Origin of the sequence: Haloferax gibbonsii, from assembly GCF_001190965.1 — an archaeon.
Classification (GTDB): domain Archaea; phylum Halobacteriota; class Halobacteria; order Halobacteriales; family Haloferacaceae; genus Haloferax; species Haloferax gibbonsii.
Window position 1 is genome coordinate 341,724 of the sequence record NZ_CP011948.1, and the last position, 20,544, is coordinate 362,267.

General features: G+C 66.2%; 19 protein-coding genes. 8 read left to right on the forward strand and 11 right to left on the reverse strand.

Features of this window, described 5'->3' with window-relative positions; all coding sequences use genetic code 11:
* Positions 1-93 precede the first annotated feature (93 nt).
* From rdfA to ABY42_RS16445, 7 genes are all read right to left on the reverse strand, one after another.
* Positions 94-735 carry a rod-determining factor RdfA gene (gene rdfA / locus ABY42_RS16415; RefSeq protein WP_050460153.1) on the reverse strand — a complete coding sequence of 214 codons (642 nt, stop codon included), beginning with the start codon at positions 733-735 and terminating at the stop codon, positions 94-96.
* Positions 736-836: 101 nt separating this feature from the next.
* Complete coding sequence (locus ABY42_RS16420) at positions 837-2,126, reverse strand: sensor histidine kinase (protein ID WP_050460154.1); 1,290 nt, start codon at positions 2,124-2,126, stop codon at positions 837-839.
* A gap of 204 nt (positions 2,127-2,330) precedes the next feature.
* Positions 2,331-3,290 carry an energy-coupling factor transporter transmembrane component T family protein gene (locus tag ABY42_RS16425; protein ID WP_050460155.1) on the reverse strand — a complete coding sequence of 320 codons (960 nt, stop codon included), beginning with the start codon at positions 3,288-3,290 and terminating at the stop codon, positions 2,331-2,333.
* Positions 3,287-5,116 carry an ABC transporter ATP-binding protein gene (locus ABY42_RS16430; protein ID WP_050460156.1) on the reverse strand — a complete coding sequence of 610 codons (1,830 nt, stop codon included), beginning with the start codon at positions 5,114-5,116 and terminating at the stop codon, positions 3,287-3,289. The genes ABY42_RS16425 and ABY42_RS16430 overlap by 4 nt, the downstream gene beginning before the upstream one ends.
* 18 nt (positions 5,117-5,134) lie before the next feature.
* Entirely contained in the window at positions 5,135-5,944 is an 810-nt protein-coding gene (locus ABY42_RS16435; protein WP_239639867.1) for a hypothetical protein, read from the reverse strand.
* 285 nt (positions 5,945-6,229) lie between these two features.
* A complete protein-coding gene (locus ABY42_RS16440) occupies positions 6,230-7,027 on the reverse strand; it encodes a sugar phosphate isomerase/epimerase family protein (protein ID WP_004971846.1) in 798 nt (265 codons plus the stop codon).
* Positions 7,020-7,757, reverse strand: coding sequence for a 2-phosphosulfolactate phosphatase (locus ABY42_RS16445; protein ID WP_049904895.1), 738 nt, complete (start codon positions 7,755-7,757; stop codon positions 7,020-7,022). The genes ABY42_RS16440 and ABY42_RS16445 overlap by 8 nt, the downstream gene beginning before the upstream one ends.
* An 810-nt stretch (positions 7,758-8,567) precedes the next feature.
* On the opposite strand from ABY42_RS16445, the gene ABY42_RS16450 reads away from it, so the two are divergent.
* The 6 genes from ABY42_RS16450 (at position 8,568) to ABY42_RS16475 (ending at position 13,906) form a co-directional block, all read left to right on the forward strand.
* A complete protein-coding gene (locus ABY42_RS16450; protein ID WP_050460157.1) occupies positions 8,568-9,011 on the forward strand; it encodes a DoxX family protein in 444 nt (147 codons plus the stop codon).
* A gap of 96 nt (positions 9,012-9,107) precedes the next feature.
* Complete coding sequence (locus ABY42_RS16455; RefSeq protein WP_050460158.1) at positions 9,108-10,082, forward strand: deoxyhypusine synthase; 975 nt, start codon at positions 9,108-9,110, stop codon at positions 10,080-10,082.
* 161 nt (positions 10,083-10,243) lie between these two features.
* The gene (locus tag ABY42_RS16460; RefSeq protein ID WP_082220708.1) at positions 10,244-11,347 is read left to right on the forward strand and encodes an extracellular solute-binding protein; all 1,104 of its coding nucleotides are present in this window, start codon (positions 10,244-10,246) and stop codon (positions 11,345-11,347) included.
* A 2-nt stretch (positions 11,348-11,349) separates the two neighbouring features.
* Positions 11,350-12,288: an ABC transporter permease gene (locus tag ABY42_RS16465; protein WP_050460160.1), complete on the forward strand. Its 939-nt coding sequence runs from the start codon at positions 11,350-11,352 to the stop codon at positions 12,286-12,288.
* Entirely contained in the window at positions 12,285-13,166 is an 882-nt protein-coding gene (locus ABY42_RS16470; RefSeq protein WP_050460161.1) for an ABC transporter permease, read from the forward strand. The genes ABY42_RS16465 and ABY42_RS16470 overlap by 4 nt, the downstream gene beginning before the upstream one ends.
* Positions 13,166-13,906, forward strand: coding sequence for an ABC transporter ATP-binding protein (locus ABY42_RS16475; protein WP_004971833.1), 741 nt, complete (start codon positions 13,166-13,168; stop codon positions 13,904-13,906). The genes ABY42_RS16470 and ABY42_RS16475 overlap by 1 nt, the downstream gene beginning before the upstream one ends.
* An 81-nt stretch (positions 13,907-13,987) precedes the next feature.
* On the opposite strand, the gene ABY42_RS16480 is transcribed toward ABY42_RS16475, so the two are convergent.
* The 4 genes from ABY42_RS16480 to ABY42_RS16495 all read right to left on the reverse strand — a co-directional run bounded on the left by ABY42_RS16480 (position 13,988) and on the right by ABY42_RS16495 (position 18,445).
* Entirely contained in the window at positions 13,988-15,112 is a 1,125-nt protein-coding gene (locus ABY42_RS16480) for an ABC transporter permease (protein WP_050460162.1), read from the reverse strand.
* 5 nt (positions 15,113-15,117) lie between these two features.
* Entirely contained in the window at positions 15,118-15,780 is a 663-nt protein-coding gene (locus ABY42_RS16485) for an ABC transporter ATP-binding protein (RefSeq protein WP_050460163.1), read from the reverse strand.
* Positions 15,777-17,036, reverse strand: a complete 1,260-nt coding sequence (locus ABY42_RS16490; protein WP_050460164.1) for a COG1361 family protein — start codon at positions 17,034-17,036, stop codon at positions 15,777-15,779. Before ABY42_RS16490 ends, ABY42_RS16485 begins: the two co-directional genes overlap by 4 nt.
* A 167-nt stretch (positions 17,037-17,203) precedes the next feature.
* A complete protein-coding gene (locus tag ABY42_RS16495; RefSeq protein WP_050460165.1) occupies positions 17,204-18,445 on the reverse strand; it encodes a DUF6498-containing protein in 1,242 nt (413 codons plus the stop codon).
* A gap of 227 nt (positions 18,446-18,672) precedes the next feature.
* Between ABY42_RS16495 and ABY42_RS16500 the strand changes: the two genes are divergently transcribed.
* The gene (locus ABY42_RS16500; protein ID WP_231608343.1) at positions 18,673-18,963 is read left to right on the forward strand and encodes a hypothetical protein; all 291 of its coding nucleotides are present in this window, start codon (positions 18,673-18,675) and stop codon (positions 18,961-18,963) included.
* 73 nt (positions 18,964-19,036) lie between these two features.
* A complete protein-coding gene (locus tag ABY42_RS16505) occupies positions 19,037-20,467 on the forward strand; it encodes a DUF6498-containing protein (protein WP_050460166.1) in 1,431 nt (476 codons plus the stop codon).
* The last annotated feature ends 77 nt before the right edge of the window (positions 20,468-20,544 follow it).

Sequence of the window (20,544 nt, forward strand, 5' to 3'; positions counted from 1 at the left end):
AGCTATCGATGGAACGCTTTTCGACCCGAGGACTCGCGAGAGTTCGGTCGTCACCGGTCGCTCGATACCGCGGTTCGGAGCGCGCGAACCGGACTACTCGCAGTCGCAGCCGCCCCGGTCGATGAGGTCTTCGACCGTGTACTGGGAGTTACAGCCCGGGCAGTGGACGCGAACGTCGACGTACACCTCGGCGGCGTCGGGAGCGAAGTCGAGTTCGTCGGCGGCCGCGAGGTCGGACAGCGACTTGTCGGTGACGCGCTCGACGCGACCCAGCAGGCGTCGAATGGTCTGGGACCGGCGCGCGCGGAGATTACCGTCGTCGCGGTCGGTCCCCGACGGCGGCGTCACGCCGCGGTACGAGGTGAGATACGTCCGCATCGCCCGGTGCGAGACGAAATCGGCTTCGAGTCGCTCCACGTCGACGCCGGCGCGTTCGAGTCGGCGGACCGCCTCCGTTCGCGCCCCACTCGAAACGCCGTCGTCGGTGAGCACGCGGTACAGGTTCTCGACCTCGCCGTCGATGACGCGCTCGTTCCGTTCGTCGAGCGCCGCGCGGAGGAGCCGTCGGTTGAACGCGTCGGCGAGGTCACGGAGACTCGACCGCGCGTCCGCCTCGGCGGTCCAGCGCCGTTCGAGCTCCGCGCCGAACCCGTCGAGACCGCGCTCGCGGAGCAGTCGGCTGACCTTGCTCTCGGGGCCGCGCTTTCCACCCGGGGAGTCGTGTGGGTCGCTCACTACCGACTGCTATTCGGGGAGTACACATATGCTTGACGCGCTGTGAGACGCGATACCGGGGAAGGTCAAAGAGGGTACAAAGGCGAAGTCGAGACGGGGCGTCAGTAGTTAGCGGCGTCGCCGCGGCCGGTCGACGCCCCCCGACCGGCCGGCGATTCGCGGTCCGAGTGCACGGCGGCGAAGTCGTCTCGGTCGTCCGCGTCGACGCCCGCTACCGGGTGCGACGCCGAGGGAGACGACTCGGTGTCACTGAGCCCCTCGGCGACTCGGTCGGCGGGGGAGGTCGCGGCGTGTCCGGCGAGCTTGAGCCTGACGGCGACGGTGACACCGCCATCGGGGTCGTTTTCGACCGCGACGGTTCCGTCGAACTGCTCGACGAGCGCGGCGACGAGCGAGAGACCGGACCGAGACTCGGGAGAGCCCGCGACGGTCTCGCCCGCGTCCGGGAAGGTGCCTTCCGGGAACGGCGGGCCGTCGTCGGAGATGCGGACGGTCACGGTCTCCGCGCCGCGCTCGGCGCGCAAGCGGATTCGCGGAGGTTCGACGTCCGCCCGCTCGACGGCCGTGACGAGGAGGTTTCGGAAGACCGCGGAGAGCATGCTGTGGGCGAGGACGTCCACCTCGGGAAGGTCTCCGGAGACGACCACGTCGGCGTCGTGCGCGGCGCGGACCTTCCGAAGCTCCGTCTCGATGGTCTCGGCCAGCGGCTTCGGTTCGAGGTCGGCGGTCCGCTCCGAGGTGAGCACGTCGGTGAACTGCGCCGTGCTCTCGGTGAGGTCGATGATGCCGTTGCTCGCGGCGACGATGTTCTCCAGTCGCTCGTCGGCCGCCGACCCCGCCTCCTTCCGCACGACCGACGCCCACCCGCGGATGACCAGCGCGTCGTTTCGGATGTCGTGGTGGAGGACGCGGTTGAGGACGGCGAGCTGCTCGCGCTGTTGGCGGAGTTCGGTCTCCCGTCGCTGTCGCGCGACGGTCCACCGGTAGAGGCCGAACACGAGGAGCGCCGCGCCGACCGCCTGCGCGCCGTCTTCGAACAGATAGCTGAACCAGACGGGCTGTTCGACGAACTCGTCGAGGAAGTCGGTCAGCGCGAACAGGTACGAGGCCGCGACGCCGCCCGCAAGCGGGTAGAAGACGGACGGGTCGCGTACTCGTCGGACCACGAACAGGCACGCGAAGAGGACGGCGACGACGACGCCCTCGCCGACGAGGTCGAGCGCCGTCGTCGTCGGGTCCGGCGGGAGCGCCACGACCTGCGCGCCGACCGGGATAACCGACCCGACGGCGACTACCCACGGGAGGAATCGCTGTGCTGCTCCGATGGGTTTCTCGCCCGTCGATTCCGGTTCGTCGGCGGATACGCTCTCCGCCCGAGCTTCGGAGTTCATCTCGGGACACCTCGCCCCGAGCGTCTCCCGCGGACGACCGCCGGCTTCTGTCTCGTTCGCATACTCTCGTTGACGGCGATGACCGACGAAGTGGTTGCTATGTGGATTGTCTGCCTCACTTTCCGTTCGGTAGCTGCACCCTGTGTCCGGTAGTCGTACGGAGCCGTACAGAGTCGAACATAGTCCGGGGTCGCCGGGCGTCGGTCAGGTAAACACCCAGACCGCGGCGACGAACAGCAGCGACCCGAAGACGAAGGTGACGTCTCGCGTCCGAACCATCATGCCCTCGGTCCGGAGGGCCTGACTCCGTTCGTCGCCCAGCGAGCGCGAGAACCCCTTCGTCTCCATCGCCTCCACGGTGACCCGCGCGCGCTTCGCCACGTTGAAAATCAGCGGGTAGAACGCCCTGACGGAGAGCGTCAGCAGGTAGTAGAAGTAGCGCCACCTGAACAGCCCCTGTTTTTCGGGTACCTTACTCCGGAGGCGGAAGGAGTTGATGAGCGCGTGATACTCCTCGACGAGAAGCGGCATCATCCGGTAGCCGTACGCGATTGCGAACGTGAGCTGTCGGGGGACGCCCAAGCGCAACATCCCCTTGCTGAGTTTCTGCGGGCTCATCGCCGAGAAGACGGCGAGGCTGATGACCGAGATAATCGTGAGCTTGAGGAAGAACGGGACGAGCGCCCCGACGGCGTCGATGCCGACTTCCTGGCTGGTCGTGGCGGTATGGATACCCCGGCCGACCGCGGCCGCGACGATGCTTCCGGTTTCGGCGAACACGCTCGCGTCGCCCGCCATGACGCCCGCGACGACCCGACCGGCGTTCTCGCCCAAGTGACCGACCGCCCGAATCGTCCCGCCGATGAGCGGGACCAACACCACGAAAAAGCCGACGTTGGTGACTTGGCCGAACAGGAGCAACGCGAGCAGGTACTTGCTGACCTGCGAGAGCGCGGCGAGCGCGAAGGCCGCCGCGAGCAGGATGGCCAGCGGAAGCGTGTCGTAGAACAGCCACGGGATAATCATGAACAGCACGGTCCACAGCAGGACGACTCGCGGGTCGAAGCTGTTCAACAGCGCGTCCTCGTTGTCGTAGGCCGTCCGCATCAAATCGACCTTGATGTCGGCGACCGAGATGTCGGTGAGCGCGTCGACGTACTTCATCGCGACCCTCCGTTCGACTCAACGTCGCCCCCGACGTCTCCGACATCGGCGACACCGCCGTCGGCGAACGCGTCATCCTCGAACGAACGAGCCAGCGTCTCGCACATCGCGTCGGTGCTGAGCGCGAGGGATTCCAGCCCGAGTCGCCGGCTCAGTTCGACCACCTGCGGCTGTCGCAAATCGGTCTCCGCGAGGAGGTCCGGGTCGGAGAACACGGCCGCCGGCGGCGCGTCCGCGAGCACCTCGCCCTCGCCCATGACGAGGACGCGGTTGGCCCACGCCGCGACCAGTTGCAGGTCGTGCGAGGCGACGACGACGGTCTCGACGCGGCTCTCGGCCTTTCGGAGCATTCCGGTCACTTCGCGACGGCTCTGGAGGTCGAGACTGCCCGTGGGCTCGTCCAAGAGGACGACCGTCGGGTCGGTCGCGAGTCCGATGCCCAGCGACGCGCGGCGCTGCTGGCCGAGGCTCATCAGTCGACCGTCGCGGTCGGCGAGGTGTTCGAGGTCCAGATACGCGAGAATCGCGTCGACGCGTTCGTCCGCGTTCGGGGCGTCGCGGTTCTCGAGGTAGTAGGCGACGTCCTTGCGGACGGTGTCCTCGACGAACATCTCCTCGGGGTTCTGGTGGATGTAGACGGTGTCGTCGGCCAACTGCTCGGGAAGCGTCTCGCTCGTGTCGCGGCCGAGGACCGTCACCGCCCCCTGGTCCGGGGACTCTAACCCCGTAATCAACCGCAACAGCGTCGACTTCCCGGACCCGTTGGCACCGACCAGTGCGACCCGGTCGCCCTCGTACAGTTCGAGGTCCAGCCCGTCGAGCACGCGATTGTACCCCTCGCGAAGCGTCGGGTAGCCGTGACCGACGTCCCGCATCGTCACTACCGCGTCCCCGTCCCGCTCGCCCCCGGTCAGCCCGGTGGCGGCGTCTGTACCTGTTGCCACCGCGCCGCCGTCGACGGCGGCCCGAGAGCCGCGCGTCGCCGCGGGCTGAAACGCCGTTGCCGCCTCGTCGACGGTCACGGGATACCGACCGCTGGGCAGGGTTCCCACCTCGGTCGGGAGCCCGTCGGCAATCTGCGTGACCTGCGGCGGGTGGATGTCGTGGGCGAGCAGGTCGTCGAGCCTGTTGAGCCCGACTTCGACCGGCTCTTTCCAGGCGACTCCGCCGTCGGAGACGAGCACCATCTCGTCGCAGTAGTCGGCGATGAACTCGGAGTGGTGTTCGATGACGATTATCGTCTTGTCCCGCTCCTCGTTGAGTCGTCGGAGCTGTTCGTACGTCTCGCGGGCGTTTCGCGGGTCGAGCTGCGCGGCGGGCTCGTCGACGAAGATGAACTCGGGGTCCATCGCGAGCACCCCCGCGAGCGCGACGAGGTGTTGTTGGCCGCCGCTCAACTCCCAGATGAATCGGTCCGCGAGGTGGTCGAGACCGAGGGTTTCGAGGGCGCGAGTCGCCCGTTCGGCGTAGTCGTCGAGGCCGTAGTTGAGCGGTGCGAACTCCACGTCGTCCCGGACGGTCTCCTGAACGAGCTGGTTCTCGAAGTCCTGGAAGACGTAGCCGACGGTCTTCGAGAGCTCGGCGACGTCCGACTCGCGGGTGTCGGTGCCGGCGACGGTGACGCGCCCGTCGAACGTCCCCTCGAAGAAGTGCGGGATGAGGCCGTTGAACGTCTTACACAGGGTCGTCTTGCCGCTGCCGTTGCCACCGACGACGGCCGTGAACTCGCCCGGCTCGATGGTCACGCTCGCGTCGCGCAATACCGCCTCGTCGCCGCCGGGGTACCGAAACGTCAGGTTCTCCACGACGATGTTGTTGCTGCTCATAAAAAACAAAGAATGGGTTCAGTCCTGCAGGCCGTCGACCTTGCGCTGGCGGTAGGCGACGAGCCCGAACGAGATGACCGCCGCGATGGCGATCGGCACGAACAGGAACGCTTGGCCGTACGTTTCGACGAACTCCGGCGTGAACGTGATGAGCCCGCCGCTGGTCTCGCTCAGCGTCTCGAACGCGAACGCGACGGGTATCAGCGCCACCCACGCTATCAGTCGCTTCAGGGACGTGCGCGTGAACATCGGGCCGTCGCGCCCCTCGACGGGACTCATGCCGAGTAACGGTTCGATCTTCCCGCGGAGCCGCGGGTAGAGGAACAGGGTCGGAATCGCCCCGAAGACGACGCCGGCGATGATAATCTGAAGCAGGGCACCGATTCCTTCGGTGGCCCACACGGTCTCGGGGAGCCACGAAATCGCTTCGAGCTCTTCGACGCCGATGTAGAACTTCCCGACGTCGATGAACCACGCCGCGGTCTCTTCCATCGCCTTCGCGAGGAAGCCCAGCGCCGCGATCTGCTTGACGTCTTTCGGGTCCGTGATGAGCGACATCACGAAGAACCACGACAGCGTGACGACGATTAGCCCCTCGACCGCTCCGAGCGCGCTGAAGTCACCGATGAGAATCTCTCCGAAGACGATGCCGCCGACCGGAATCGCGAGACAGGCCCAAAACGAGCGGAACAGAAGGACGACCGACATCGCAACGAACCAGAACGGTCCGATAGAGAGGCCTAACCCGCCTATCGAGAACTCCGGGAGAAGTTCCGTAATCATGCTCTGCAGACCGTGTAGCGACATGACGAGGATGAACGCCATCATGTCCCTATGGTCGAAACTGAACGCACTACTCGAGTTGTTGGACGTTGTCACCATCCGGGTGGTGGTGGTTAAGCAACCTGTTTAACGCTTGGTATGAGTACGACGTACGACTGTATATCCGACTGTACTCTGTAGAGTTATCGGTGGCAGTACATAGCAACCTCGTCAGTCTGTCGTTCGGCCGGACTCCCTTCGGTCCCTGCGCTCGCAGGCCGGTTCGGATGCTATCGAAGTGGCTGTGTCTGTTCGCGTCGAAAAAGAACCGAGTGGCGGCGACGCCGACCGTCAGGCGTCGGTCGCGCCCACGCAGCGCTCGACGTCCGCGCGGGACTTCATCTCCAAGACGTTGTACGGGGCGTCGATGTCCGCGGCCACCGACCGGAAGGACGGAAGCGGCTCGTGTGCGTCCTCGGTGCCGTCGTTGTCGTGGAGGTGCGCGACGTGGATGCGGTCGCCGAACCGGTCGACGAACCGCCGGTAATCGACGCCCGTCGCCTTCGCGTGCCCCACGTCGAGGGTCAGTTTCAGGAACTCGTCGTCGACGCCGACGTCATCGAGAAACGAGGCGAGGCGGTCCGGCGTCGCCGTGTGCCGACGCGTTCCCGGTTTGTCGCGCTGGTTTTCGAGACAGACCGGAACCCCCGCCTCGGCGGCGAATTCGGCACACTCGCGGAGCGTCTGGACCGCCTGCGCGCGGGTGTGCTCGCGGACGTGTTCGGGGTACCGAGTCCGAACCGAGCCCCCGTGGACGATGACGCCGCCGGCGTCGATTGCCGCGGCGAGTTCGATTGCCTCTTCGGTCGCCGCGACCGCGGCCTCTCGAAGGTGCTCGTTGACGTTACCGGGCGCGACGTCGAGGTGCGGGCCGTGGACCGTGTAGCTCACGTCGAGTTCGTCTGCGACCGCGCGCAGGCGCTCGGCGTCTCGCTCGTCCGCCCGAACGTCCAGATAGCCCGCGCGGAGTTCGACGTGGTTCAGGTCGAACCCGCGGAGGAACTCGGCGAACGACGCGACGTCGGCCGCGTAGCGGATGTCCATCGACGCGCCGAACCGCGGTCGCTGGACGGGCGTCGCCTCAGACATCGACTTGGCTCGCGGGGACGAGGCGGTCGCCGCGGAGGACGGGTACGACCGAGCGAGAGTCGATGGCCGTCTCGAACTCGTGGAGGTCGCGCCGCCGAATCTCGTGTTTCTGTTCGTATCGCGGCCCTTTCGCCGTCACGAGGAGGCGCGCGTACCGCTCGCGGTCGCGGTCGGTGAGGCCGTCGCCGTGGAGGTAGTCGTCGATGAGCGCCGCGCCGAGCGTGTCGTCGGGCGTCGGCTGACCGCTCGACCCGCTGGCGACGATCGTTATCGGTCGCCCGCGGTCTTCCAAGAGGTCCGCGACCGCCGCGGCGTTCGTGTAGCCGCCGACGAACACCTCGACACCGGGACCCCCGCGCTCGCGGAGCGTCGAGACCGCCCGCCCGCCGTTCGTGGAAGTCATCGCGGTCGGCCGCCCGGCGAGGTCCAGTCGCTGGACGTAGCTCGGCGAGTTGAAGAAGTCGTAGCCGGGGTTCGGCTCGTAGTCGTCGGTCTTGCCGCCGCCGATGAGACACTCGGGGTGGTCCTCCCGATACGCCGGTTCGTCGCCGCGCTCGTCGGTCACGTGGACGTACTCCGCACCGAGCGCGAGCAGTTCCGCCACGGTCGCCGAGAAGTGGGTCACGTCGACCACGACGTAGTCGCCCGGAGCCGGTTCTGCCGGGATGTTCTCACAGCCCTCTATCAATGTCTCTGCGAACACCGCTGTCTGTCGTCCATCTGCGGACATAGCCCACGTTCTCTACAACACCTACAAGTCAATTGCTAGTAGCGATATATATCGAACCGTACTGTCCGTAGTTATCTTCGCCCGCCGGCAGGTCCCCGGCGGTACGACTCGTCACTCGCGCGTACCGCGTCGTCCGGTCGTGTGAACCACCTCGGGATCAAGCCCCGAGACACTCGTCTCGATTCATCTGTAGAAACGTGTTCGGCTCAATGGCTATCGGGTGCTCGACTATCGCCTTCGACGAGAGAATAGTCAGGAAGTTATACTAAAACAAGTATGAAATATTATATATCTATCACCGAGTTCTCTCTCGAAATCAGGCACCGACCGCGCCGTCGCTCGTGGGATACCCGAGCCGCTTCGACTGCGTTCTCGCACCACGACTGCGAGTTCGGCTCGCTCGACAGTATCCGCGGAAAACGGCTTAACTACGGCTCAAGAATCCGTTTTCAAGTGCAAGCGTCGTCGGTAGGTTACTCGCACCCGGTAGCGCGGTTTTTCGGGGCGAGCGTCACACACATTCTCTCGGTTAAACGTGTGAAACTGCTGAAAAGATTGGATACGACGAATGGGACGAGTTCGATTGCGAACGTCTCGCGTCCGTCACGGCGGGTCGGAAAGAACGTTCGAGTGGGGTCGCAATCTCACAACGGCAGTCTTCAAGTTTAGTGGAAATATTTCATATTTCATATATTATTACTATACGACTATTGATTTTCGAAAGCTGCGGTCTCGGTCTCCGGTTCGGTATCGACGCCGGGTCGCCGACGCCGACAGCGTCTTTGACCGCCGGTCCAACGTCGATTCGAAATGGCTCTCGCCGCCGAACGACTCCGCCGATTCAAGACGCCGCTCCGCTACGTGATGGGCGCGCTCTACGTCCTCGCGGGAGTGATGCACTTCGTCGTGCCGAACGCGTACGCGCAGGTCGTCCCGCCGGTCTTCCCGGCGGCGCTCGCGCTCGTGTACGTCTCGGGCGTCGCCGAAATCGCCCTCGGCGTCGGCGTCGTCTTCCGCCGCACCCAACGCATCGCCGCGTGGGGACTCATCGCGCTACTGGTCGCGGTCTTCCCCGCGAACGTCTACATGGCGACGAGCGACATCGTCCTCGAAGGTGTTCCGGCGGCACTTCGGGAGCCCTCCGACGCCGCGCTGTGGCTCCGACTGCCGCTTCAGGGCGTGCTCGTCGCGTGGGCGTGGTGGTACACTCGCCCGGAGTCCGACGGCGGCGTCGACTCGTCGTCGAACCGGTGACCGTCGCCGAGCGGATTGGTGTCCACCCCCACGCAGTCCGGCTGTTTTCGGAACCGAACGGAACTGATTCAAGCGCGCCGGTGCGACCCGTAGCCGATGACCGAAGACGACACTCACGACCACGTCGTCCCCGGAAGCGACGAGGCCATCGATTCGGCCGACGTTCGGGGCTACGACTTCGACGGCGCGTTCGACTTCGACGAGTTCCTCGACGCGTACGCGACGACCGGCTTTCAGGCGACGCAGCTCGCCGAAGCCATCGACATCGCCGAGGAGATGCAGGAGGCGGACGCGACCGTCTACCTGACGTTCACCTCGAACATCATCTCGTCGGGGCTGCGCGAGGCCGTCGCCTACCTCGTCCGCGAGGGCTTCGTGGACGTGCTCATCACCACCTCCGGCTCGCTGACCGAGGACGTCATCAAGACCGCGAAACCGTTCAAGATGGGCTCGTGGGACGCCGACGAGGGCGAACTCCGCGAGCGCGGCATCAACCGCCTCGGCAACATCTACGTCCCCTCCGACCGGTACGTCTGGCTCGAACAGTACCTCTATGACTTCTTCGAGGACTTCTTCGCCGAAGAGAAGGTGCGGACGCCGACGGCGTTCGCCCGCGAGCTGGGCGAGACGCTCGACGACGAGTACTCGGTGTTGAAGCAGGCGGCCGACAACGACGTGCCGGTCTACTGCCCGGCGCTCACCGACGCCGAGGTGGGCAACTTCCTGTACTACTACCGACAGGGCTACGACAAGGACGTCGGCATCGAGATTCTCGACGACTACGACTCGCTCATCCAGAACGGGCTACTCGCCGACGAAACCGGTCTCATCGCCGTCGGCGGGGGCGTCCCCAAGCACCACGCCATCATGACGAACCTCTTCCGCGGCGGCGCGGACTACGTCGTCTACATCTCGACGGGGATGGAGGGCGACGGCTCGCTGTCGGGCGCGCCCCCGAACGAGGCCGTGTCGTGGGGGAAAATCAAGGACCACGACACGAACTACACGCAAATCGAAGCCGAGGCGACGCTCGTCTTCCCGCTTCTCATTGCGGGCGCGTTCAAGAACTAGCGGGACTCCGTATCCTATTGTTCCCTTTGTAGCGCTATGTTGGAGTCTCAGCCGTCGAAACGGCTACGTTAGACTCATAGCAATTTCCTTTAGCGGCCGGTCGTGTTGCCCGAGTGATGGTATCAACCAGGAGAAATTTCATCGGGGGTTCTGCCGCGGCGTTGGCGGGTCTCGCCGGCTGTCTGACGACGAGTAATTCCGAACGTGACGCCGCTTCGACTGGCTCCGGCGGCGGCGACGCGGAGACGTACGAGGTCGGGTATCAGGACTTCCAGACGAACATCGAGGCCACCGCGTTCCCCGATACGCTGTACTTCTACTGCGTGCAGTCCGGGTGGATGAACTGGCCGTCGCTGATGCAGTCGTTCGAGGATTCCTACGGCGTGGCGGTCCACGACGACGACCGCTCGTCGGGCGAGGCGCTCCAGCACATGCGCTCGCACTCGAACAACATGACTCACTCCGGGTACAACGGCGGCTACACCTACGGCATCGTCGCCCGGAACGAGGGCTTCACGCAGGCGTACAAGCCGCAGGGATGGGACAAAGTGCCGGACACGCTCAAGACCGACGACGGGCACGTCACGGCGACCCGCCGGGTGACGACGGCCGTGACCTACCGGAAGGACATCTACGAGGAACGCGGCCTCGACGAGCCGACCACGTGGGAGGACCTGCTCCAGCCCGAAATCATGCAGGACCTGGCGCTCCAGACCCCGCAGGCGGCGGTCGGGCTCGCGGCGGCGCTCTCCATCAACAACGCCCGCGGCGGCAGCATGGACGACCTTCAGCCCGTCATCGACTACTACGAGCGGATTCAGGAGGGCGGCGCGGAGTTCACCGACAACTTCCTCGCGCAGTTCTCCCGCGGGGAGTACGCGACGTTCGTCCGGTACGACTACTCCGGCCTCGACCTCAAGTACAACAACGACGAGGTCGCAGAGGAGAACGTCGGCGTCGCGCTCTTGGGCGGCGAAAACGGCAATAAGGGAGCGCTCAACATGCCGTACGGCTACGCGCTCTTGCAGGGCGCGCCGAATCCGGCGGCGGGCAAGCTGTTCATGGACTACGTCCTCTCGCTGGAGGGCCAACAGCAGTTCCTCGACGCCTACGTCAGGCCGATTCGCTCCTCGGAGCTGGAGCTTCCCGACGAGTTCATCGACCCTGCCGAGTACGACCGGACGGAGTTCCAAGTCGACTACGGTCAGTTGGTCGACCGGCAGGAGGACATCATCCGAGAGATAACGCGCGGCGCGAACATCTGAGGATGTCCGACCGACACGCCGAGAACAGTCCGCTCTCGACGCTCCGGGCGCTCACGGCGCGGGTGGTCGGCGCGTTCGAGACCGTCGCGAACCCCGTCACCGAGCGAGAGCGCGAGTACCGCCGCATCGTCGCGCTGTGCGCGCCGTTTTCGGTGCTGTTGCTCGTCGTGGGCCTGTATCCCCTCTCCGAGGTCGTTCGCATCAGCGTCTCGACGGCCCAGTACGAGTCGGTCGGGTTCTCGCTCGACGCCTACGCGACGCTGTTCGGGGACCCCTACTACCGCCGGGTAGCGTTCGACTCCCTGTGGCTGACCACCGGGACGACGCTCGTCTCGGTCGGGCTCGCCGTCCCCATCGCGCACGCCCTCGAGAAGTACGACCTCCCCAGCGAGGACCTCCTCGTCACGCTCGTCTCGTTCCCCATCAGCCTCCCCGGCATCGTCGCCGCGTTCATGATTCTGGTGCTGTTCGGGAACAACGGCGTCGTCACCGCGGTCGCGGCCGCCCTCACCGGGAGCCGCCCCACCGACCTCGCCTTTGCGGTCAGCGTCCCGGGGCTGTTCGTCGCCTTCGTGTACTCGATGGTGCCGCGCGCGACGCTCATCCTCCGCGGGACGTACGCCGAGGTCGACTCGGCCGCCGAGGAGGCCGCACAGGCGCTCGGCGCGACGCCGTTCGAGACGTTCCGGCACGTCACGCTCCCGCAGATTCGACCGGGCATCACCGGCGCGCTGATTCTCACGTTCCGGACGGGACTGGCGATTTTCGGGACGCTCGTCGTCATCCAGACGCTCGTCGTCTGGACGCTCCAGCTCTCGCGGGAACTCGGCGTCGGCTACGACGTGCAGGTCGCCGGCGCGATGGCGACCGTCTACTTCGCGTTCACCTTCCTGTTCACCGTTCTCGGACTTCGGTACACCAGCGCGGAGGTCGGCATATGACGCCGTCCCTCTCGCGTCGATTCGGGCGGTCTGTCGTGACGCTGACCTTGTTCGCGACGGTCGCGTTCCTCATCGCACCCATCGTCCTCACGGTCGTCGCCTCGTTCGCTACGAGTTGGACCGGCGTCCTCCCATCGGGGTTCGTCACCTTCGAGAACTGGCGGGCGGTGCTGGGGCTCGCGGACACGATCGGCTCACAGCGCAGCATGGGATGGAGCCCCCTGTTCAGCCTCCCGCTCGGTGGCGAGACGCTTTCGGTGTTGGTCCCGGCGGAGTTGGCGTTCAGCATCGGGCTGGCGCTCGGCGGCGTCCTCATCAACCTCGTCGTCGGCGTTCCCATCGCGTACGCGGTCTCCCGCTACGAGTTCCCGGGCAAAGAGTGGGTCAACGCCGTCTCCGTGCTCCCGCTCGTTCCGGGCGTCATCTTGGGCGTCGCGTTCCTTCGAGCGTACCCGGACCTCTCGGCGACGAGCTTCGGGCTCATCGTCGGCTACTCGCTGTTGAAAGCGCCGTTCATGGTGATGGCAGTCCAAAGCGAGTTCGAGTCGATGCCGCTGCGGCAACTGGAGGAATCGGCTCGCTCGCTGGGCGCGTCGTGGCCGCGGACGTTCCTGACGGTCATCGTGCCGAACGCCCGCTCGGGCATCGTCTCGGGGGCCATCATCTGTTGGGCGCTCGCGGCCGCGGAGTTCAACTTCTCGTACATCGTCTGGGCGAAAGGCACCCAGCCGTTGGCGCTCTTCTTGCAGCGACACATCTCGAACAGCTCGTTCACCAAGGCGGCGGCCGCCGTGTCGATGTTCTTTTTCATCATCGTCGCGGTCACCCTCCTCCTACAGCGGGTCGGTCGCCGCGGATTCGACACCAGAGGTAGCTAATGGCAGACGTGACACTAGACGCGGTTCGGAAAGACTACGACGACACGACGGCGCTGGACGGCGTTTCGCTCACCGTCTCGGACGGCGAGATTCTGGGCGTGCTCGGCCCCTCGGGGTGCGGGAAGACGACGACGCTCCGGACCGTCGCCGGCTTCGAGACGCCGACCGACGGGACGGTCAGGTTCGACGACGAGGACGTGACGAACGTTCCCCCGGAGAACCGCAACGTCGGGTTGGTCTTCCAGGAGTACGCCCTGTTCGACAACATGACCGTCGCCGAGAACGTCGCGTTCGGGCTGAAGATGCGGGGCGTCGGAAAGCGCGAGCGACGGACGCGGGCCCGAGAGTTGCTCGAAATGCTCGATATCGGCGAGATGGGCGACCGCGACCCGACGACCCTCTCGGGCGGCCAACAACAGCGCGTCGGGCTGGCGCGCGCGCTCGCCATCGAGCCGAACGTCCTCCTGTTGGACGAGCCGATGACGGGGCTCGACGCCCAACTGAAGGCGCGCCTGCGGACGGAAATCGGCGCGCTACTGGCGGAGTTGGACGTCACCGGCCTCTACGTCACCCACGACCAGGAGGAGGCGATGGTGATGTGCGACCGCGTCGCCGTGCTGAACGAGGGCCGCGTCGAGCAGGTCGGCACGCCCCGAGAGATATACGAGTCGCCGGCGAACGAGTTCGTCTCGGAGTTCGTCGCGCTCGACGCGCCCGACCTCCCGTTCGTTAGGTGGTGATTCGCGGGAGCAAGAGACGCGGTTGCGGACGGCGAAACGCCGAGGGCGCGGTCACCCCGGTCCGACCGCGGCACCGACCCGCTAGCTTCGAATCGCTTCCACCGGGCGCTTGTTGGCGGCTTTCCACGCCGGATAGATGCCGCTGAGAACGCTCGCGAACGCGCCGAACCCGAAGCCGATGAGCAGGTATCTCGCGCTCGCCCACCGGAACACGAGCATCGGCGAGCTGTAGAGCGCGTTGTACAGGACCGCGCCGACGAGCGCCGACAGCGCGGCACCGACCGCGCCGCCGATGAGTCCCAACAGCGTCGCCTCCGTGAGAATCATCCGGAGCACGTCCTGTCGGCGGACGCCGACCGCGCGGAGCACGCCGATTTCGCTCCGGCGTTCGATAGTGCTCATCAGCATGATGTTCAGGATGCTCACGCCGGCGACGACGAGCGATATCGAGCCGATGCCGAGAAGCACGAGGTTCAGGGTGCTGAACAGCGAGCCGACGCGCTGATTGAGGCCGCCGAACGACGACGTTCGGACGACTTCCTCGCCGGTGTTGAACCGAGCCTCCGTCGCGTTGGCGAGGTGCTGGGCCGCGTCGCCGTCCTCGGCGATAATCGTCACCGAGGAGTAGCCCTGTTTGTCGAGCGCCGGCGGCGAGACCACGACGCCGCTGGAGCGGAAGCCGATGCCGCCCTCCGCGAGAATCGCGCGGACCTTGTGCGACTGGTCTCCGACGATGACGAGGTCGCCGACCGTGACGTTCAGCTGCGCCGCCGTCTCGTTGTTCAACAGAACGCCCGTGCGGAACGGCTGCGGAATCGTCCCTCGGTGAGCGCTATACAGGTCGCTGGGATGGGTCACCTGCTCGACTCTCGTGTAGGTCTCGGCGGTGTGCGACGAGGCTTGGAGGCTCCCTTCCTTGATGGGAATCACCGTCGCGTTCGAGGCGACCTCCCTGATGGCGCTGACCTGCGCTTCCGTCAGGTGTCGCTGGTCGGCGTCCTCTCCCGGCATGACCGTCGCCTGATTCGTGATGTCGCTGAACTGCTGGGCCGTCCCGTATCTGAGCGCTGAGCCGGTGATACCGAGTCCGGCGATGGCGACCACACCGATGACGATTCCGAGCGCCGCTAAGACGGTCCGAAGCCTGTTGCGCCACAGGTTCCGCCAGGCCATGACGACGCTCGGGAATCTCTGTCTGGGGTCCATTCAGCTCACCGCCTGACTCCGTCGACCAGCTCGACCGTCCGGTCGGCGTAGTTCGTCAACTGTTCGTCGTGCGTGACCGCCGCGATGGCGACGTTCTCCTCGTTTTTCATTCGGGTCAGTTCGTCGAGGATGGTCGCGCCGGTGTCCTGGTCGAGGTTCCCCGTCGGCTCGTCCGCGAGGATGATGTGCGGTTCGTTCACGAGGGCGCGAGCGATGGCGACGCGCTGCTGTTGGCCGCCCGAGAGCTGATTCGGCTTGTGCGAGAGGCGCTCACCGAGCCCGACGCGGTCGAGCAGTTCTCTCGCTCGGTCCGTCCGGTCGACCGTCGAGTCCCACATCGAGGGGACAGTAACGTTCTCGACCGCGGTGAAAATCGGGAGCAGGTGGTACGCCTGAAACACGAAGCCGATGCTCTCCCGGCGGCGGTCGGTGAGTCCGTCGGTCCCGAGGTCCGTCACGTCTTGACCGTCGAGGGTGACTGTGCCCTCGGTCGGCGTGTCGAGCAGGCCGATGACGTTCAACAGCGTGCTCTTCCCGGACCCGGAGGGGCCGATAATCGCGACCATCTCACCGCGGTCGACCGCGAGGTCGACGCCTTTCAGCGCCGCTATCTCCTCGTCCCCGTTATTGTATCGTTTCACGACGTCGGCGAGTTCGATGACGCTCATCGTCGCTTCCAGAGGACGTACGCGCCGCCGCCGAGCGCGACAACGGCGACGAGAGGCAGGACGAGCCCGCCGAGACCGCCGAGCGCACCACCCGACCGGGGCTGTGGCCGTCCCTCAGAGGGCGCGGGACCGCCTTGATTCGGGCCGCCCATGTTCGGGGCCGGCCCGGCTGCGGCCTGCGCGCCGGCGCTCGTCGAGCTGAGGTTGACCGTCACGGTGTCGGTCCGGCGCTCGCCGTCGACGAGATACCGAACGCGAATCGGGACCTCCGTCGCGTCGCTCTTCGTTCGCGTTATCAGTTCGAACGTATCGAACTTACTGTCGTTGACCGCGCCGACGAAGTACTCGCCGGACGCGCCCATCGGGCTCACCGAGGCCGTGTCCTCGACGCGTAACAGGACGGACTTGACGTTCGTCCCGCCGACGTTGGCGGCGTCGCCCTGAATCGTGACGATGCCGTCACCCGACGTCTCGACGCCGACGAGTTGGATTCTCCCTTCGAGTTGGTCCTCGTCGGACTCGTTGACCACGCTGAACACGGTCTCGTCGGAGACCGTCTTCGGAGACCCGTCGTTCGTAATGTAGGTCGCCGTCGCGTTGAGCGTCTTCGGTCCGGCCTCTTCGAACGTCACGTTGTATCGGAACGTCCGGTCGACGCCGGGGTCGATAGAACCGGTCACGCGCTCGGGGTCCACGACGGACCCGTTGCCGGAGAGCTGCAGCCGAACGGTCGAAATCGCGTTGGAATCGCCGTTGGCAACCGTCACGTTGACCGGCGTGTCGGTGTTGGCCGTCGGCTCGGACGCCTGCACCGAGACCATGACCGAACTCCGCTTCGTGACGGTGACCAAAAGCGGGTACTTCAGATGCTGGGTGTCACCGCTGTCGGACCTGACGACGGCGTGAACCCGGAGATTGTGGGTACCGACGTCCGAAAGCGACAGCGAGAGGGGCACGGAGAGCGTGTTCCCGGGTGATATCGACCCAACATCCTCGACCCGAGCGTGTTCCTCCGTGCCGCTGACGGAGCGCACGTACATGTCGGTCAGCGTGATGCTATCGGAGCTCGTCGCGACGTTCGTGACGTTCGTCGTCACGGTGAACTGCTGTCCCGGCGAAGGGTTCTCCGTCGAGACGTAAGCGCCGGATATCGACGCCTTCGCCTGCTCGGCCGAGGTGAGGCCGACGGAGGCGACGCCGGCGTTCACGACGACGGCGAGCAGCAGCGCGAGCGAAACGACTCGCGTTCGTCTCATGCAATCCCTCTCGGTGGGAGATAGTCCGGGGACTCAGCGGTCGATGCGACTAACGCGGCACCCTGTTTCGTACGGTGCCATTTGGAGTTCTGGTGGAGGGCTACGTTCCGCATTCGTGTGACTAAAAAATGTCTACTATTAATTATTTTCTGGTTGACTAATCTATTTCACCCCCGTCCCTCGTTCCCCGCGTGCGGTTTCGAGGGCTCCGACACCAAGCGGAACCCCCGGGCGATACTCGGCCGCTGCCCGCTAATTCCCGCGGCGTCCAGCGGGAGGTGGGGTAGTCGGTATACCCTGCCATCGCATTCCACCCGGAGCGTCTCGGTTCCGAACAGTCGGTCGGTGACGGTCCGAGCGCGCTCCATCTCGGCGCGCGACTCGCGGGAGAGTCGCCATTGCGGCCCGAGCAGTCGGTCGTAGCCGACGAGTTTCCCATCCCCGGTTTCTTCGCTGGCGATGCGGTACTCCATCGCCAGATACCGGAACGACCGGTCGAAGACGCCCAGCGCGGTGAACACCCCGGCGACTACCATGGCTCCCCCGAACAGTTCGACCGCGACGCCGTCTGTCGTCGCGGTGCTGAGCAGGCCGACCAGCGTCAATCCGGCCACCAGCAGGACCGAAAGCGGGGAGCGAAGCCCGCGGACGACCCCACCAACGACGACCGCCGACGGCTTCGGTCGGACGATGTCTGAGCCGTCCCGCGAGCTCTCGATTCGCTCCCACTCGGGGACGTCGGGAGCGAGTCCGAGTTCGACCGACGTGCGCTCGTCGTACGCTTCCAGTCGGTCGCGGTAGACGTCGACGATATCGGCGAGCAGTTTCACCGCGAGGACGAACGCCAGCACGAACGGCGGCGGGGCACCCGCGATGACGAATCCCCCGCCGATGAGGAGCGCCGAGCCGGTTCCCGCCATCGACACGAGCGCCGACTGAAGCGGTTGCTGTGGCGGGACCGACGCGTGGGTCCCGCCGAGGAGGTAGCGGCCCACGTCCACGGCCCGGCCGACGACGACGGCGAGCACGCCCAACCCGACGGAGACCGACTCGGCGTTGGTGAGCGTCGCGCCCGTTGTCTCGCCGACGCCGCCGACCCCGATTGCACCGAAGAGGGCCCAACCCACGCTTCCGATGGCGAGGGCCATCAGGATGGCCGGGAGGTTCGCGACCTGAATCGACAGCGGCAGGACGGGCAGTCCGACGCGCCCGCGCTTTTCCGACAGGGCACCGAACACGAGCCACGAAAAGCCGTTCGCGTCGTAGGTCGGTTTGCCCTCCGCGAACAGCGCCTTCACCGCGGCACCGACGAGACACGCGCCGAGTTCGACCCAGTAGACCGCCAACAGCGCCACGAGCGACCAGTCGAGCGCGAGCACGCCGACGAGCGGGACGGCGTTGACCGCCATCAAGACCGCCACCTTCGCCCGCCGCTTCTCCCTGGGGGTGAACTGCATTGCAGACGGCGAGGCGTTCCGACTCGAGATAGTTAGGTGGTCTGGCTCACGTCGGGCGGTTGGAGCCGACTTCCCGCGACCGGTAAACAAGGTTGATGATGTCAACAAATTATATAGAACGTATACGTCCCACCATTCGATACCTCGCCTCCCTCGTCGTCGGTCTCGTCGTCGCCGGTGTGGCCGTCTCGGCCGCCGACGCGCCGGGATTGCTTCCCGTGGCAATCGCTCCGCTGTACGCGGCGACGACCGCGCTCGTCCTCCGCCACCGCGACGGGTGGGTGCGACTCTTCCGCTTCGGAGACAACCGCTGGAGCGACCGAAAGCGGGGTGCGCTCGGGGGCGGCATCGGCGCGCTCAGTTTCTCGCTGCTGCTCTCTCTCTCGGTCCCCGCCGGCATCACCGGAATCGGACTGATGTTCTTCGGACAGGCGCTCGCGGTCGCCGACTACGAGTCGCTCCCCGAGTAGTCGCGTGCCGCCGAGACGCTTCGAGAGCAGGCTTCATCAGATATATGACCGGATGAGCGAAACGACCACTCCGATGGCCCCTCCACGGTACGGCGACGTCCCGACTTCGTCTCTCCCCGCCGGCATCGGGTTCCTCCCGGTGCTCTCGGCGAACCTCCTCCCGCTCGCCGGCGTGCTGTGGTTCGGCTGGAACCCGGGGACGCTCCTCGCGGTCTACGTCCTCGAACTGCTGTTTTTGTTCCCGCTTTCGGGCGTGAAGGCGCTGTTCGCCGGCCGGCCGCCGACCTCGTCCCGCGAGGACGGCGTCTTCAGCCTGTCCGACAACGACCTCGTCGACAAGCGCGGAAGCGTCACCGTTCACGACCGACTCCCACCGGTGTACCCGCGAAACGTCCCGTTTGCGACCGCCGTCGTCGGCGGCGGCGCGTGGGTCGGCGTCTTCCTCCTCGCGCCGCTCTCGGAGGTCGTCTCGGTTCTCGACGTGCTCGCCCGGCCGGAGGCGGTCGTCAGCGTCGCCGCGCTCGTCGTCGGGCAGGTCGGCGAGACCGCCGCCGAGTTCCTCCGGCGCGACCGATACGCCGAGCGCTCGCCGTACGCCCTCGTCGAGATTCCCGCCCGGCAAGCGATGTTTCTCGCGTGTTTCCTGTTCGTCGTCATCCTCGGCGGCGCGACGGTCGCGCTCGCGGGGTTCGTGTTCGTGAAACTGCTCTTCGAGTGGTCCGGCTTCCGCGCAGAGCAGGGCGGCGGCGGCCGGCTTACGAGTTGGCTCTCCGGCCCCGACAGCGACGCGACCCGCGGCGAAATCGACGTTCCCGACGGCCGACCCTCGGTCGCAATCGACGCGGACCGTCGCGCGGTGGTCGCGGCCGCGGTCTGGCGCGCGGCCACCACGACGGGACCGTTCTACGTCACCATGGCCGCGATGGTCTGGATCGGCGGGACCGCGTTCGTCGTCGAGGGGACCCCCTCGCTCGCGGTCTGGGTCGGGTTCGGTCTCTTCGGGCTCTGCCTCCTCGCGTTCATGCTCGCCGGCGATATCGTCGAGAGCGTGCTCGCGAGCGGGTGGCTGACCTACCGGCGTTTCGGCGACCGCCTCGTCGTTCACGACCGCCTGACGAACGAGTCGCAGTGGGCGGCGGCGGTCGGCGACCTGCGCGACGCCGAAGTCGTGGCGACTCGGCCCACCGACCGCTACCTCGGAACGCGGACCATCGCGGCGACGGTCGGCTGGGGCGACGACGAGACAGAGCGAACGCTCGGGCCTGTCGCGGACGCCGAGGCGTTCGTCGACTCGTTCGACCTCCCGGTCGGCTCAACCGACCTCCCGCCGCTCGACCGCCGGTTCGTCGGGGCCGCCATCGTTTCGGTCGTCCTCACCGCGGTCGGCGTCGTCACCGTGGTTTTCACTCCGCTCGGGCCCTCCACGAGTTGGCTGCTCGCGCTGTTCCTGTTCCCGGTTTTCGCCATCGTCCCCAAGGGGTTCTGGAAGCTCGCGCACTCGTGAGGCGGGACGACCAGAGCGGTTTGTGAGCGAACGAAAAGTGAGGAAAAACAGGCGCGTGAGTGAACGAGTAGAGCCCC